The sequence below is a fragment of the Micromonospora sp. NPDC004540 genome (assembly GCF_040610095.1).
In the GTDB taxonomy this organism is placed as follows: domain Bacteria; phylum Actinomycetota; class Actinomycetes; order Mycobacteriales; family Micromonosporaceae; genus Micromonospora.
In genome coordinates, this window is the sequence record NZ_JBEXLR010000071.1 from 17321 (window position 1) to 32848 (window position 15528).

Below are 15528 nucleotides of genomic sequence, written 5' to 3' on the forward strand. Positions count from 1 at the left end.
TACCGGAAGGGAGTGCGGGCGTTGGCGGGTGGGGCCATGGCGAAACGGCCAGCCCCACCCGCCGTTGATCGTCTGCCAGGTTAGCGCCACACCGACCGCAACGGTCGGACCGTGAGCGAGCGCACCACCACGGCGCCACCCTCGGCGAACAGGCCGGTCCCGTCGCTCGTGGGCGCGGGGAAGATCTGGTCCGTCACGGTGGTCTGCCCGGCGCCGCCGAACACCTCGACGGAGGAACGATCCACGTACACCGTCATCTGTACCCGGTTGCCGTCCACGGACAGGGGGCCGGAGTGCACGGCGGGGAAGGGCGGGGCGGCCTGCTGGCCGGAGCGCGTCCGGTCGACGAAGAGGCGGCCTGCCCCCGCGTCGTATCCGACCAGCGTCCGTTCGTCGCCACCGGCGCGTACCTGGAGGCCGAACCGGCGGGCGTCGCGGAGCTCGAACTCCGCCCGGATCTCCAGCACCGTGCCGTCCGCCGCCGCGGGGAGGTCGCGGACCCCTGCCGGGACCGTGGTGTCCCGCAGGGTGTACGCCGGGCCGTCGCCCCGCAGCGAGGTGAGCTGCGCGGTCGGCGACTGGACCAGGCGGACCCGGCCGTCGATCGTGCGCAGGGCGAGTTCCCGGGGCAGGGCCATGGCCCCGCGCCAGGGGGCGGTCGGGACACTGCCGGCGTACTGCCAGTTGTTCAGCCAGCCGATCGCGACCCGCCGCCCGCCCGGGGCGTTGTTGTACGTGACCGCGGCGTAGTAGTCCGCCCCGTGGTCGAGCCAGTCGTAGCGGTCCAGCTCACGGGGCGCCGGCCGGTCGGCGAACATCACGTGGTCGACAAGGATGTGCCCCCAGCCGCCCGAGTTGAAGTCGTTGATCTCCAGGTGGGCCCGCTTCCCGGTGAGGTCGCGGACGTCCCAGGCCACCCAGTCGAGGCGCTCGCTGTCCGCGCCGGTCGCGGCCCGGACCACCTGGCCGTCCACGACCAGGTTCACCGCGGTCTCCACCGCGCGGGGCAGGACGGGCTTGTCGCTGGCGACGAGCTGGTCCACCAGCAGGTGGCCCCAGCCGCCGGTGTTCTCGTCCACGATCCGCAGCTGGGCGCTGCGGCCACGGAACTCGGTCACGTCCCAGTCGCGCCAGTTCATGAAGCCGGAGAAGTTGCCGGTGGCGGTGCGCACCGCCCGGCCGTCCACCAGCAGCTCGACCACCGTCCGCCCGGTGCCGTCGTCGAGGTGCCCCCCGGCCCCGACGAGCAGACCGAGGTGGTCGCGGTCGACGGTGAAGGCGGGCGAGGTCAGCGTGCCGGTCGTCGAGTCGGCCTCGAAGAAGGTGGTGAGCAGCTTGTCGCCGACGTGGCCGCGTTCCCACCGGGCCGGGCCCACCACCGGCGCGCGGTCGCGCAGGCCGCCGGTCGCCGTCCAGCCCGCCTGCTCGTACGTCCGGCCGTCGGGCAGCTCGAAGTCGATCACCGGTTCGGCGTCGGCCGGCACGAAGTCTGTCGTCGTGTCCGGCAGGTGCGGGTGCGCGCCCCCGCCGACGAGCAGGTTGAGGTAGCCCCGGTCGATGGTGAAGTCGGGGGAGACGAGCTGGCCCCGGGGGGCGTCGAAGCCGAGGAAGGTGTTCACCAGGGCCCCGCCCCGGAAACCGCTGACCTGCTGCTGGCCCGGCACCGTGCCCGGGTACGGGGCGCCGCCGAACGGCCCCGGCCCCAGCACGGGGTCGTTCTCCACCGTCCAGCCGGCGTAACCGTCCTCGAAGTCGGCGAAGAGCGTCCCGGCCGGCGGCTCCGCCTCGCCGGTCACCACGTTGTCAGCGGCGAAAGTGGTGCCGTCCCAGTCGCCGACGAAGTACTGCGCGCCCGAACCGCCGGCGACCGCGCCGGGGTTGAGGTTGACGATCAGCACCCACTTCGGGTGCTCCGGGTCGCCGTCGACGGGCAGCTCGAACAGGTCCGGCACCTCCCACACACCACCGACCGCGTTGGCCGGGCCGAAGTCGCTCAGATGGGTCCACGACCGCAGGTCGGCCGAGCCGTAGAAGCTCACCTTGTGCTCGGTGGCCCGGACCACCGCCATGGTCCAGCGACCGGACGTGGTGTCCCAGAAGACCTTGGGATCGCGGAACTCCCGCGAACCGAGGTCCAGCACCGGATTTCCGGCGTATCTGGTCCAGGTGCGACCCCGGTCGGTGCTGTACGCCAGCGACTGGGCCTGGATGCCGGTGGCCGGGTACCAGCTGGTGTAGACGGCGACCAGCGCCGGCGCGCCGGGTCGGCCGAAGCCGGAGGTGTTCCGCTCGTCGACCACCACCGACCCGGAGAAGATGTGCTCGTCGGCCGAGTACGGAATGGCCAGCAGCAGCTCCTCCCAGTGCAGCAGGTCCCGGCTGACCGCGTGCCCCCAGGACATGTTCCCCCACTGCGCACCCTCGGGGTTGTACTGGTAGAAGAGGTGCCACTCGCCCTGGTACCAGACGAGCCCGTTCGGATCGTTCATCCAGTTGCGTGCCGGGCTGAAGTGCAGCTGTGGCCGGTACGGCTCGTCCCTGGTCGTCGCTCCCGCGGCAGCGGCGCCCGGCGCCGCCGCCAGGAGAGCCGCGGCCGCGCAGGCGGCCAACCATCGGCGGATCCTCATCCCATCCTCCGTCCATCGAGGACGCCCGGGCCGACCGGGTGGACGTCGGGCGTGACCGTGGGGCGAATCGTGAGCCCGGTCTGACATCGATGTCAAGGGGGGCGTACGAGTTACGTGGCGGTTAGAGAAAACTGCCGGCAAAGGCATTGACATCTCCCGGCTACTGCGCCGAAACTGCCCTGACATCGTTGTCAAATCTGCCCCGGCCCCGGGGGTGCCTGATGGGAGAACACATGATCCAGCGCATCGCCCGCCGCCGCGCCACTGTGCTGGCCGCCATAACGGTGACCGGCATGGTCGTCGCCGGCTGCGGTGACAGCTCGGGTGACGGCGGCTCGGGCGACAAGAGTGTCGCGGTAGCCCTGATCACCAAGAACTCCACGAACCCGTTCTTCGTCAGCATGCAGCAGGGCGCGAAGAAGGCCGCCGAGGCGGAGGGCGTGAAGCTCACCCTGGCCGCCGGCAAGGAGGACGGCGACGAGGCCGGCCAGGTGCAGGCCATCGAGGACGCCATCGCCCGCGGCGACGAGGGCATCCTGATCACCCCGAACGGTCCCGGCGTCAACCCGGCCATCAAGAAGGCCCGTGACGCCGGCCTCTACGTGATCGCGCTGGACACCCCGCCCGACCCGGCGAACACCGTGGACATCACCTTCGCCACCGACAACTTCACGGCCGGCGAGCTGATCGGCAAGTGGACGGCCACCCAGCTCGCCGGCAAGCCGGCCACCATCGCCCTGCTCGACCTCTTCAATGACAAGATCGTCTCCGTCGACTACAACCGGGACCAGGGCTTCCTGACCGGCATGGGCATCGACACCGGCGACAAGAAGAAGAACGGCGACGAGGCGAAGACGGGCAGCTACTCGGGCGGCAGCTACACGATCGCCTGCAACGAGCCGACCAACGGCGCCGAGGACGGCGGCCGGACGGCCATGGAGAACTGCCTGACCAAGAACCCGGACATCAACGTCGTCTACACCATCAACGAGCCGGCCGCGGTCGGCGCCCACAAGGCCCTCCAGGCGGCCGGCAAGACCCAGGGTGTCCTGGTCGTCTCGGTCGACGGCGGCTGCGACGGCGTACGGCAGGTCAAGGACGGCGTCATCGGCGCCACCTCGCAGCAGTACCCGCTGAAGATGGCCGAGCTGGGCGTCCAGGCGATCAAGAAGATCGCGAACGACGGCGAGAAGCCGAAGGTCTCGGACGGCCTTGACTTCTTCGACACCGGCGTCGCTCTGGTCACCGACAAGCCGGCCGCCGGCGTCGAGAGCATCACCAGCGCCGACGGCGCCCAGCGCTGCTGGGGCTGACCATCCCCGCCACGGCCGAGGGCCAGGGGCATCCTCCGCCCCGCGCCCTCAGCCGGGCAGTCCGTCCGCCACCGCCGAATCCGGCAGGGAGCCTCCGATGACCGCCACGACCCCACCCACCACCGCCGCCCAGCAGTTCGCGCTGCGCCGGCACACGCCACTGCGACGCGTTCAGCACCTGCTGCACGCGCACCCCGCGATCAGCCCGTTCCTCGTGCTGGTCATCTCGTTCGTCGTCTTCTCCACGCTGAACCCGCGCTTCGCGTCACCCAACTCGCTCTCGCTGGTGCTCCAGCAGGTGGCCGTGATCGGCGCGCTCGCCGTCGGGCAGACGCTGATCATCCTGACCGCCGGCATCGACCTCTCGGTCGGCGCCATCGTCATCCTGGCCATGATGCTCTCCGCGAAGATGGCCGAGGGGCAGGGACTTCCGGGCCTCCTCGCCATCGTCCTCGCCATCGCGGTCGGCGCCGCAGCGGGCGCGCTCAACGGGGCGCTGGTGACCCGCCTCAAGCTGCCGCCGTTCATCGTCACCCTCGGCACGCTGAGCGTCTTCACCGCCCTCGGGCTGCTCTACTCGAGCGGCCAGAGCGTCCAGGCCACCGACCTCCCGGCGGTGCTGAGCTGGACCGGTGAGTCGTTCCCGGTGGGTCGGTTCCGGATCACCTTCGGGGTCGTCGCGGTCCTCGTCCTCTACCTCGCGGTGGGCTACGCCCTGGCCAAGACCGCCTGGGGACGGCACGTCTACGCCGTGGGCGACGACAAGGAGGCCGCCCGGCTGGCCGGTATCCGGGTCGACCGGGTGCTGCTCAGCGTCTACCTCGTCGCCGGCGCGATCTATGGCCTCACCGCCTGGATCCTCATCGGACGCGCCGGCGCGGCCAGCCCCAACGCCATCACCGACGCCAACCTGGAGAGCATCACCGCCGTCGTCATCGGTGGCACCAGCCTCTTCGGTGGCCGGGGCGCGGTGCTGGGCACCCTGCTCGGCGCGCTGATCGTCGGCTTCTTCCGCAGCGGCCTGTCCCTTGCCGGAGTGGACGACCAGTACCGGGTACTCGCCGTCGGCCTGCTGGTGATCCTCGCCGTGGCCGTGGACCAGTGGATCAGGAAGGTGAGGTCATGACCGCCACCACCACGCCCGCCACCGCCGGCCGGTCCGGCGCCGCCGACAGCGGCCAGCGATCACCGGTGCTGTCGGCCCGGGGCCTGGTCAAGACGTTCGGCAGGGTCGTCGGGCTGGACGGGGTGGACCTCGACCTGTACCCGGGCGAGGTGCTCGCCGTGATCGGGGACAACGGCGCCGGGAAGTCCACCCTGATCAAGTGTCTGACCGGCGCGCTGACGCCCGACGCCGGGGAGATCCTCCTGGCGGGGAAGCCGGCACAGTTCAAGCGGCCGCAGGACGCCCGGGACGCCGGTATCGAGACGGTCTACCAGACCCTCGCCGTGGCGCCGGCCCTGGACATCGCCAGCAACCTCTTCCTCGGTCGGGAGAAGCGCCGGCCGGGCATGCTCGGTTCGGTCTTCCGGATGCTCGACCACAAGGGCATGCGTCGGGAGGCCGCGCAGGCCCTGGCCGACCTGGGGATCGGCACCCTGCAGAACGTGGCGCAGGCGGTCGAGACGCTCTCCGGCGGCCAGCGTCAGGCCGTGTCGGTGGCCCGGGCGGCGGCCTTCGGCAGCAAGGTGATCGTGCTCGACGAGCCGACCGCCGCGCTCGGCGTCAAAGAGTCCAACCAGGTGCTGCGGATGATCGAGGAGGTGCGCTCCCGGGGCCTGCCGGTCATCCTCATCAGCCACAACATGCCCCATGTGTTCGAGGTGGCCGACCGCATCCACATCCAGCGACTGGGTCGGTGCGCGGGCGTGGTGACTCCGGCCTCCCACACCATGCCGGAGGTGGTGGCCATCATGACCGGCGCGACCACCCTCGAGGAGACGCCGGGCCGGGCGGCGAACTGAACCGCCGTGCCCGTGACCGGGTGGCGCGGGCTGCAGGAAAGGGAGACTGTGATCACCGTTGTCGGCGAGAGCCTGGTGGACCTCATCGAGGATCCGTCGGGCGTGGCGGCCGCCCACCCGGGCGGCAGCCCGGCGAACGTGGCGGTGGCGTTGGGCCGCCTCGACCAGCCCGCCACCCTGCTCACCCAGCTGGGTGACGACGCGTACGGGCGGCTCCTCCGCGCCCACCTGGCCGGCAGCGGCGTACGGCTGGATCCGGCGTCGCTGTCGGACCTGCCGTCCACCAGCGTGGCCCGGACGCGGGTGGGCGCGGACGGCCAGGCCGGCTACGACTTCGACATCGACTGGCGCTCCTTCCCGCAGCGGGCCCTGACCGATGTCGGGGCCGGCAGCGACTGTCTGCACACCGGCTCGCTGGCGACCGTGCTCGCGCCCGGCGCGGACGACGTGCTGGCGCTGGTCCAGGACCGGCGGGCCACCACGATGATCAGTTACGACCCGAACTGCCGGCCGTCCCTCATGGGCGAGCCGGCGACGGTCCTGTGCCGGGTCGAGGAGTTGGTGGCGGCGAGCGACGTGGTGAAGGTCAGCCGGGAGGACCTGGCCTGGCTCCACCCGGGACGCGCGCACGAACGGGTCGGACGGGAGTGGCTCGAGCGGGGCGCCGTCCTCGTCGTGGTGACCGGCGGTGAACGTGGAGCGTGGGCGGCTACCCGACACGGCGAGGTGCGGGTCGACGCCCTGCCGGTGCGGGTGGTGGACACCGTCGGGGCAGGGGACGCCTTCACCGCCGGGCTGCTCGCCGCGCTGGCCCAGCGGGATCTGCTCGGCGCCGCGCGGCGGGCCGCCCTCGACGCCGCCGACCCGGCCACGATCGCCGGCGTGCTCCGGCACGCCGCACGAGTGGCCGCCTGGACGTGTGGGCGGAAGGGAGCCGATCCTCCCACCCGGGCCCAGCTGACCGCCCTGCCCCTCCCGGCCTGACACCGCACTGTCGCCGTTCCGCCACCACCCGTGTTCCCGGGCACGACGGCCACCGTTGATAATGGACGGATGGTTGCCTGGGAGTACGCGTTGCTGGTCCGCCGCTATCAGGGACAGGGCCGCAATTTCCACGTCACGTTCGTCTGGTACGGCCCGGACGGGTCGCGCAAGGACGTGACGCCCTACGGCGACACCGCGATCGCGCACCTCAACCGGGTCGGCCGGGAGGGCTGGGAGCTGGTCTCCGCCGCCGAGGACGTGAACAACGTGCAGGGCAGCACCGAGGTGCACCGCTACCACCTCAAGCGCCCCCTGCGCTGACCGGCTAGCGTGATCCTCCCAGTTCGGGGGAGGAGCAGCGGGTGGGCCGGTACGTCGTCGGGGTCGATCTCGGCACGCTCTCCGGGCGGGCCGTCGTGGTCGACGTGGCCGACGGCGCCGAGCGGGGCAGCGCGGTGCACGCGTACCGACACGGGGTGATCACCGAGCGGCTGCCCGGCGGGCCGGCGCTGCCGCCCGGGTGGGCGCTCCAGGACCCGGCCGACCACGTCGAGGTGCTGCGCACCGCGGTGCCCGCCGCCGTCCGCGCCGCCGGGATCGACCCGACCGAGGTGGTCGGCGTCGGCCTCGACGCCACCTCCTGCACGGTGCTGCCCACCCGTGCCGACGGCACCCCGCTCGCCGAGCTGCCCGAGTTCCGGAACCGGCCGCACGCCTGGCCGAAGCTCTGGAAGCACCACTCGGCGCAGCGGCAGGCCGAGCGGATCAACACCCTCGCCGCCGCCCGGGGCGAGCCCTGGCTGGCCCGCTACGGCGGCCGGGTCTCCGCCGAGTGGCAGCTCGCCAAGGCGCTGGAGGTGCTGGAGGAGGACCCGGAGGTCTTCCGCCGGGCCGAGCGCTGGGTCGAGACCGCCGACTGGCTGGTCCGGCGGCTCTGCGGCCGCCCGAGCCGCAACGCCTCGGCCGCCGGTTTCAAGGGACTACGCCAGGACGGCCACGACCCGGCCCCCGACTTCCTCGCCGCGCTGCACCCGGACCTGCCGGACCTGCTCGCGAAGACCGACGACGGGCCGTTGCTGCCGCCCGCCGCCCGGGCCGGCACCCTGACCGCCGAGGCGGCCGGCTGGACCGGCCTGCCCGCTGGGATCGCGGTCGCCGCCGGGGCCATCGACGCGCACGTCACCGCGGCGGCGGCCCGGTCCGTCGCGCCCGGCCGGATGCTCGCCGTGCTCGGCACCTCCACCTGCCTGATCATGAACGCCGAGAGCTGCCACGAGGTGCCCGGCGTCTGCGGCGTCGTCGCGGACGGCGTCACCGCCGGCCGGTGGGGCTACGAGGCCGGCCAGAGCGGGGTCGGCGACATCTTCGCCTGGTACGTCGACCGCGCCCTGCCCGCGTCGTACGCCGAGGAGGCCGCCCGCCGCGGGGTGTCCGTGCACGACCTGCTCGACGCGCTCGCCGCCGACCAGCCGGTGGGCGGGCACGGGCTGCTCGCGCTGGACTGGCACAGCGGCAACCGGTCGGTGCTCATGGACCACGAGCTGAGCGGGGTGCTGGTCGGGCTCACCCTGGCCACCCGGCCGGAGGAGATCTGGCGGGCCCTGCTGGAGGCGACCGCGTTCGGCGCCCGCACCGTGGTCGAGGCGTTCGAGGCCGCCGGTGTGCCCGTCGACGAGCTGACCGCCGCCGGCGGCCTCACCGCCAACCGGCTGCTGCTGCGCATCTACGCCGACGTGCTGCGCCGCCCGCTGCACGTGGTGGACGCCGCCCATCCGGCGGCGCTGGGCGCGGCGATCCACGCGGCGGTGGCCGCCGGGGCGTACCCGGACCTGGAGAGCGCGTCGGCGGCCATGGGCGCGCCACGCCGCGAGACCTGGCACCCGGACCCGGCCCGCGCCGCCGCCTACGACGACCTGTACGCCGACTACCGCGCCCTGCACGACCACTTCGGCCGCGGCGGCACGGACGTCCTCCACCGCCTCCACCGCATGCGCCACCGCACCCACCCGACCCCCTGACTGCCGGCTGACCCTCGGCCGCGTCGATCATGAAGTTAGCGCCTCTGGAAAGCGTGTTCCAGGGCGCTAACTTCATGATCAACGCGGCGAGGCGGGCAGTGCGGGCCGGCGGAGGGTGGGAATGTCGGCGCCCCGCTCGGCCGAGGCCGGGCGGGGCGTCGGGAAAGCGTGACCGCGGTCAGCCGAGGTCGACGGCGGGGTAGAGGGGGAAGCCGGTGAGCAGGTCGCTGGCCTGCTTGCCGACCGTCTCGGCCAGGGCCGGGTCGAGGACGTACTTGGCCTTGGACGGGGTGCCGTCCGCGTTCGACCCGGGGGTGGTCTGGCTGAGCACGGTGTGCATCAGCTCGGCCGTGGTGTCCATCTCGGTGGCGCCCAGGCCCCGGGTGGTCAGCGCCGGGGTGCCGATCCGGATGCCGGAGGTGTACCAGGCGCCGTTGGGGTCCTGCGGGACGGCGTTGCGGTTGGTCACGATGCCCGAGTCGAGCAGCGCCTGCTCGGCCTGCCGGCCGGTGAGGCCGTAGCCGGAGACGTCGATGAGCACCAGGTGGTTGTCGGTGCCGCCGGTGACCAGCTTCGCGCCCCGGCGCAGCAGCCCCTCGGCCAGCGCCTGGGCGTTGTCCACGATGCGCTGCGCGTAGTCGGCGAAGTCGGGGCGGCGGGCCTCGGCCAGGGCGACGGCCTTGGCGGCCATCACGTGCGGCAGCGGGCCGCCGAGCACCATGGGGCAGCCCCGGTCGACCTGGTCGGCCAGCTCCGGGCCGCAGAGCACCATGCCGCCGCGCGGGCCGCGCAGCGACTTGTGGGTGGTGGTGGTGACGATGTGCGCGTGCGGCACCGGGTCGAAGTCGCCGGTGAAGACCTTGCCGGCGACCAGGCCGGCGAAGTGCGCCATGTCGACCATGAAGGTGGCGCCGACGGAGTCGGCGATCTCCCGCATGATCCGGAAGTTGACCTTCCGGGGGTACGCCGAGTAGCCGGCGACCAGGATCAGCGGCTTGAACTCGCGGGCCGCCTCGGCGACCTTGTCGTAGTCGATCAGCCCGGTGGCCGGGTCGGTGCCGTAGCTCCGCTGGTCGAACATCTTGCCGGAGATGTTCGGCCGGAAGCCGTGGGTGAGGTGGCCGCCGGCGTCCAGCGACATGCCGAGCATCCGCTGGTTGCCCAGCTCGCGACGCAGCGCGAACCAGTCCGCCTCGGTGAGGTCGTTGACCTGGCGTACCTGGGCCTTCTTCAGCGCCGGGGACTCCACCCGGTCGGCCAGGATCGCCCAGAACGCGACCAGGTTGGCGTCGATGCCGGAGTGCGGCTGCACGTACGCGTGGGCCGCGCCGAACAGCTCCTTGGCGTGCTCGGCGGCGAGCGCCTCGACGGTGTCGACGTTCTGGCAGCCGGCGTAGAAGCGGCGGCCGATGGTGCCTTCCGCGTACTTGTCGCTGAACCAGTTGCCCATGGCCAGCAGGGTGGCCGGGGAGGCGTAGTTCTCGCTGGCGATGAGCTTGAGCGACTCGCGCTGGTCGGCGAGCTCGGCCCCGATGGCGTCCGCCACCCGCGGCTCGACGGCCCGGATCACCTCCAGCGCGCTGCGGAAGGCGGTGGATTCGGCGTTCAGCGACATGCGACCTCCTGGTGACGTGCGGAAGGCCCAGGCGCTCGGCATGCGTCCTCATGACGGGGCCGCTCCCCGATGGTTCTCCATCCCCACGCGCCAGTCACGGCCCGCGCCGATCCTACCGGGTGGGCCCCCGGCCGGACGGGCGCACCTCCGCCGCGCGCCGGCGGGTTGGGCCGCCGGGGGCTGGGCAAATCGGGGGGAGGGGCCGGGCCGCGACGGCGACCCCGGGGCCGAGGGAAAGGAGACACGAGGATGAGCACACCGACGACCGGCCGTCCGCTCGCCGTGGTGACCGGCGCGTCCAGCGGCATCGGGTACGAGCTGGCCGCCCAGTTCACCGAGCACGGGTACGACGTGGTGGTGGCCGCCGAGGACTCGTCGATCGCGACGGCGGCGCGAACCTGCGCCCACATGGCGGACACCCGGGTCGGGCAGGGGAAGAAGGACGACCCTCGCAAGGTGGCCGAGGACGCCTTCGAGGCCCTCATGAAGGGGGAGCACAAGGTGTCCGCCGGCTCGTTCGTGAACAAGCTGCAGACCGCGGCCGGCAAGGTCGTCCCGGACCGGCTGAAGGCGGAGCAGCACCGGAAGATGGCCGAGCCGGGCTCGGGCGGCTGAGCGGCGGAGACGACGGCGGGACCCGGCCGGGGCCGGGTCCCGCCGTCACGTGGTGCCGGGTCAGGCGACGACGGCGTCCAGCGACTTCTTCAGCGCCTTCGGGGCGGCCGGCGTCTTCGGCGCCTTCGGGCGCAGGTCGATCATGCGCTGGCCGATCTCCTGGAGCTGGTTACGGCCGAGCGCCTCGCGGACCTTGGGGAACCACTCCTGCTCCTCCTCCTCGACGTGGTGCAGCACGTTCTCGATGAGCACCGTCGTCTTGGCGTTGTAGCGCTCGTCGTCCGCGTCCATGGTGAACAGCTCGAAGCAGAGCACGTCGGCCACGTGGTGCTCCTCGTACGACTCCAGGATGTCGTCCTCGACGTCGGGCACGAGCTTGCGGACCTCGGGGTACATCACCTCGTTCTCGAGGTAGGTGTGCACCGTCAACGCCTCGAGGATCTGCTTCACCAGCTTCTGCCGCTGGCTCGCCGGGCCCTCCTCGGCGTCCTGGAAGGCCTTGAACAGGCGGCGCATCTCCTTGTGGTCCTCCTTGAGCAGGACGATCGCATCGGTGGACACCGGGGTACCTCCTAGGGTCGGTTGATGTGGCCCCCCTACCCCCGTCCCGACCAGGGCAAACGAAGGGGGCCCGGCGACACGTCGCCGGGCCCCCTCCGTTGGTGCTGCCGCTACTTGACCACGTTGTACGCGTCCACCATGCCGGCACCGTAGAACGAGTTGCGCTCGCCGCCGGAGCAGGTCGCGTCGTAGAAGTGCGCACCGTTCGGGTGCAGCGGCACCAGGTTGTAGACGCCCTCCGGGCAGGACTGCGCGACCGACGTACGCTCCAGGAACGACGCCAGCTGGCCCGGGGTCATCCCGGGGTGCGCCGACAACGCCAGCGCCGCGACGCCGGTGGCGTGCGGGCCGGACATCGAGGTGCCCTGCTTGTACCCCCACCCGTTGGTCCGGGTGGCGGTGTTGAAGGTTGTCGACAGGATCTGGTCCGCGGTGGTCGAGCGGGCGCCCTGCGTGCGGACCCACCTGTCGCCACCCGGCGCCGTCACGTCCACCACGCCCTGGCCGTACGAGGAGTAGTAGCTCTTCGCACCGGTCGGACCGACGGCGGAGACGGTCACCACGCCCGGCGCCTCGGCCGGCAGGTCGAGGCAGGCGTTGGTGAGGTCCTCGCGCACCTCCGGCGTCCCGTTGTTCGGGCTGCCGGTGTCGGTGATCTTGTGGGCCAGGTCGTAGTTGGAGTTGCCCGCGGACGCCACGTTGAGCACGCCCTTGGACTGCGAGTAGCGGATCGCCCGCTGCACGGCCTGCCACACCGGACGCTGGCGCGCGTCGTTGCGGCAGTTCAGCTCCCACGGGTCGATGTAGTAGCTGTTGTTGGTCAGCTGCATCCCGTGGTCGGCGGCCCACATGAACCCGCAGACCGCGGCCTCCGGGAAGATGTAACCGTCGTCGTTGACCACCTTGACGGCGGCGACCTTGGCGCCCGGCGCGATGCCGGTCACGCCGACGCCGTTGACGGCGGCGGCGATGGTGCCGGCCACGTGGGTGCCGTGGTCGCTGGTGGTCGGGTTCCACGCCGCCTCGGTGGTGTCGGTGACACCGCCGAGGCAGGACGTGCTCTTGTCCTTGGCGATCTGGCTCGCCAGGTCCGGGTGGGTGCTGGAGATGCCGCTGTCCAGCACGCCGACGACGACGTTCGCGCTGCCGTTGTTCACCGCGTGGGCCTGCGGCAGGTGGATCATGTTCATGTCCCACTGCTGGCCGTAGAGCGGCTCCTTGGTCGGGTCGCCGGTGGCGCTGGCGACGTCGGCCGCGGAGACCTCCACGGTCTCGCCCTCGTCGAGGGCGGTGCCCAGGCCGGCGGTCGACGCGACCGACTCGACGCCCGCCCCCGCCACCTGCGCGGCGAAGTCCGGGTTGGTCGAGCGGACGACGAGCACGCCGATCTGGTCGTAGGTGGCCACGACGGTGCCCTTGGCGGCCGCCACGCGGGCGGCGGCCTTGCTGGTGTTGGCGCCCTGCGGGGCGAGGACCAGATACGAGGTGTCCGGTCCGGCGGCCGCCGCCGGTGCCAGCCCGCCGGTGAGGGCGAGGCCGACGCCGAGCGTCGCGGCGGACGCGGCGGCCAGTGTCTTGCGACGGAGGTTCTTCACACAGACTCCCAGGGGGCCGATCCAGCCGTGCCTCACTCCCTGGCGGGAAGCGGGCCGGCGGAAGACGAGCAGGTTGCTTGCCTTCGGTGAACCAGCGTAGGGAGCGGGTGTGGTGTTACACACACCCGAACGGACGAACAACAACCGTCAGACGGTGGCCAACGTGTAGGGGATCTCGTCGAGCAGCTCGCGGGCCAGGAAGCCGATCCGGCCGTAACGGGGGACCAGGCGTTGCCCGCTGACCGCGTGGGCGAACGCGGCCCAGCAGGCGGCCTGCGCGGGCTCGGCGCCCCGGGAGAGCAGCCCGGCGAGCAGCCCGGCCCGGACGTCCCCGCTGCCCGAGGTGCCCAGCCCGGCGTCGCCGCTCTCCTCCCGCCAGGCCCGCCCGTCCGGGGTGGCGATGTGGCCGTAGAGGGAGACCACGGCGTCGTACCGGCGGGCCAGCTCGACCGCCTCGGCGTCCAGGTCGTCGCCGGGCTCCCGGTCGAGCAGATGCCGCGCCTCGGTGAGGTTGGGGGTGAGCACCACCTTGCGGCCCGAGCCGACCAGCAGGTCCGGCTCGTGGCTGAGCGCGCCGAGGGCGTACGCGTCGAGCACCAGCGAGGTCTCCGGGCCGGCCGCGTCGAGGACCACGTGCAGCAGCGCCCGGGTCGCGTCGATGTCCTTCAGGCCGGGGCCGACCGCCACCACGTCCGCCTCGGCGACCAGGCCGCCGAGCAGGTCGCCCGGGTCGCCGTGGACCGCGCCGTCGGCGGTCTCCGGAAGGCCGACCACCAGCGCCTCGGGCACCTGGATGCTGAGCGCGGCGGCGGTGGACTCGGCGGCGGCCAGTTGCAGCACGCCGGCGCCGGCCCGCAGCGCGGCCACCCCGGCGAGCAGCACCGCGCCGGGGGTGAACCGGGCCCCGCCGACCACGAGCACCGTGCCCCGGGCCTCCTTGCCGCCGGTCGGCACGGGCAGTGCCCAGTCCCGCAGCAGTGCGGGGGTGATCACGTCAGACCGGCTCGGCATGGACCTCGTCCTCCCTGGTCGGCCGCGCCCCCTGCCGGTGCAGGTGGGCGACGTCGTTGAACACGTCCGGGGTCAGCCGGCCGGTGGCGTCGGCCGACCAGCCGGTGACCGAGCAGTTGGCGATGACCTGCTCCCGGGTGAGCGCCATCAGCTCCCCCTCGGTGAGCCCCTCCACCAGGTAGCGCAGCAGGAAGACCAGCGCGTCGTGGCCGAACAGCAGCACCCGGCCACCGGCGTGGTCCCGGCGCAGGTCGCCGAGGAGGGCGCGCAGCCGCAGCGCCACGTCGGTCCAGGACTCGCCGCCGGGCGGGCGGTAGTAGAACTTGCCGAGCCGGGCCCGGCGCGCCGCCTCGTCGGGGTACCGCCGCTGGACGCCGTGGCCGGTCAGCCCGTCGAGGATGCCCAGCTCCCGGTCGCGCAGCCGCTCGTCCCGGCTGGCCGGCACGCCGGTGCCGGCGAGGGCCAGCTCGGCGGTCCGCACCGCCCGCAGGTACGGCGACACCACCGCCACGTCCGGCCGCCGCCTCTCGGGCAGCCCGGCCAGCCAGCGGCCGGTCGCCCGGGCCTGCTCCTCGCCGGTGGCCGACAGCGGCACGTCCGCGTCCCGGTGGGTCAGGTCGATCAGTTCGGCGCCGGAGGACTCGGCCGCCGTGGCCGCGACGTTCGCCGTGCTCTCGCCGTGCCGGACGATCCAGAGGGCTGCCAGTTCCGCCATGCGGCCTCCGGTACCCGGGCTGTCCGGCGGGTAACCGTGCCGGTCGGCGGCGGGCCCGGCGGGCCCTTCGGGCCCGGCGGGCGTGAACGGCGGCCGGACGGGTAAGCGCGCTCGGCTACCGGAAGCCGACACAGGGGAGGTGTGCCGTGGCGACGATGGTCCGACAGCCGGAGAGCCCGGTGAAGGACAAGAACTACGACCTGATCCACGCGGTGCAGATGTCACTCAAGCACGTCTGGCACATGGAGACGTACATCGCCGACGCGGAGGACCGGGGCGACACCGAGCTCGCCAGCTGGTTCCGCAAGATGCAGGACAACAACCGCAAGGCCGCCGAGCAGGGCAAGAAGATGCTCATTGACCGGCTCCAGAAGGAGAACGGCTGACCGTCGCGCCGGTGGCCGGGTGGGTGCGCGTTCGGGCACGTCGACCTCCAGCTCGCCGGCGACCCCAAGGGCAACCACGGCAGCTCGCTGCACACCATCAGCCAGGTCGAGGGGATCGACCTC

General features: G+C 72.6%; 14 protein-coding genes, 1 pseudogene and 1 riboswitch. Of the genes and pseudogenes, 9 read left to right on the forward strand and 6 right to left on the reverse strand.

Annotation, left to right across the window (positions count from 1 at the left end):
• Positions 1-80: 80 nt before the first annotated feature.
• Entirely contained in the window at positions 81-2627 is a 2547-nt protein-coding gene (locus ABZV78_RS21915; RefSeq protein ID WP_355641229.1) for a GH32 C-terminal domain-containing protein, read from the reverse strand.
• Between the two features lie 233 nt (positions 2628-2860).
• On the opposite strand from ABZV78_RS21915, the gene ABZV78_RS21920 reads away from it, so the two are divergent.
• The 6 genes from ABZV78_RS21920 to ABZV78_RS21945 all read left to right on the forward strand — a co-directional run bounded on the left by ABZV78_RS21920 (position 2861) and on the right by ABZV78_RS21945 (position 8907).
• Entirely contained in the window at positions 2861-3940 is a 1080-nt protein-coding gene (locus tag ABZV78_RS21920; protein WP_355641230.1) for a substrate-binding domain-containing protein, read from the forward strand.
• 97 nt (positions 3941-4037) lie between these two features.
• Complete coding sequence (locus tag ABZV78_RS21925) at positions 4038-5066, forward strand: ABC transporter permease (protein WP_148425432.1); 1029 nt, start codon at positions 4038-4040, stop codon at positions 5064-5066.
• Positions 5063-5905: an ATP-binding cassette domain-containing protein gene (locus ABZV78_RS21930; RefSeq protein WP_355641232.1), complete on the forward strand. Its 843-nt coding sequence runs from the start codon at positions 5063-5065 to the stop codon at positions 5903-5905. The genes ABZV78_RS21925 and ABZV78_RS21930 overlap by 4 nt, the downstream gene beginning before the upstream one ends.
• A 48-nt stretch (positions 5906-5953) precedes the next feature.
• Positions 5954-6889: a carbohydrate kinase gene (locus ABZV78_RS21935; protein WP_355641234.1), complete on the forward strand. Its 936-nt coding sequence runs from the start codon at positions 5954-5956 to the stop codon at positions 6887-6889.
• A gap of 69 nt (positions 6890-6958) precedes the next feature.
• The gene (locus ABZV78_RS21940; RefSeq protein ID WP_355641236.1) at positions 6959-7210 is read left to right on the forward strand and encodes a hypothetical protein; all 252 of its coding nucleotides are present in this window, start codon (positions 6959-6961) and stop codon (positions 7208-7210) included.
• 41 nt (positions 7211-7251) lie between these two features.
• Entirely contained in the window at positions 7252-8907 is a 1656-nt protein-coding gene (locus ABZV78_RS21945; RefSeq protein ID WP_355641238.1) for a ribulokinase, read from the forward strand.
• 178 nt (positions 8908-9085) lie between these two features.
• On the opposite strand, the gene ABZV78_RS21950 is transcribed toward ABZV78_RS21945, so the two are convergent.
• A complete protein-coding gene (locus tag ABZV78_RS21950) occupies positions 9086-10522 on the reverse strand; it encodes a glycine hydroxymethyltransferase (RefSeq protein ID WP_355641239.1) in 1437 nt (478 codons plus the stop codon).
• Positions 10523-10540: 18 nt separating this feature from the next.
• Positions 10541-10630, reverse strand: a riboswitch (ZMP/ZTP riboswitch).
• 141 nt (positions 10631-10771) lie between these two features.
• Here ABZV78_RS21950 and ABZV78_RS21955 point away from each other — a divergent pair.
• Positions 10772-11137: an SDR family NAD(P)-dependent oxidoreductase gene (locus ABZV78_RS21955; RefSeq protein WP_355641240.1), complete on the forward strand. Its 366-nt coding sequence runs from the start codon at positions 10772-10774 to the stop codon at positions 11135-11137.
• A 60-nt stretch (positions 11138-11197) separates the two neighbouring features.
• Here ABZV78_RS21955 and ABZV78_RS21960 read toward each other — a convergent pair whose 3' ends face one another.
• From ABZV78_RS21960 to ABZV78_RS21975, 4 genes are all read right to left on the reverse strand, one after another.
• Positions 11198-11698, reverse strand: coding sequence for a hemerythrin domain-containing protein (locus ABZV78_RS21960; RefSeq protein ID WP_355641242.1), 501 nt, complete (start codon positions 11696-11698; stop codon positions 11198-11200).
• Between the two features lie 110 nt (positions 11699-11808).
• Positions 11809-13293, reverse strand: coding sequence for a S8 family serine peptidase (locus ABZV78_RS21965; protein WP_355641244.1), 1485 nt, complete (start codon positions 13291-13293; stop codon positions 11809-11811).
• A gap of 147 nt (positions 13294-13440) precedes the next feature.
• A complete protein-coding gene (locus tag ABZV78_RS21970) occupies positions 13441-14304 on the reverse strand; it encodes an NAD(P)H-hydrate dehydratase (RefSeq protein WP_355641245.1) in 864 nt (287 codons plus the stop codon).
• Positions 14288-15019 (reverse strand): histidine phosphatase family protein, encoded by a 732-nt coding sequence (locus ABZV78_RS21975; RefSeq protein WP_355641247.1) that lies wholly within the window; start codon positions 15017-15019, stop codon positions 14288-14290. The genes ABZV78_RS21970 and ABZV78_RS21975 overlap by 17 nt, the downstream gene beginning before the upstream one ends.
• A 155-nt stretch (positions 15020-15174) precedes the next feature.
• Between ABZV78_RS21975 and ABZV78_RS21980 the strand changes: the two genes are divergently transcribed.
• Both ABZV78_RS21980 and ABZV78_RS21985 read left to right on the forward strand, forming a co-directional pair.
• A complete protein-coding gene (locus ABZV78_RS21980; RefSeq protein ID WP_355641250.1) occupies positions 15175-15405 on the forward strand; it encodes a hypothetical protein in 231 nt (76 codons plus the stop codon).
• Positions 15406-15435: 30 nt separating this feature from the next.
• Positions 15436-15528, forward strand: a pseudogene (locus ABZV78_RS21985) (DNA repair protein RecO); the annotation flags it as partial.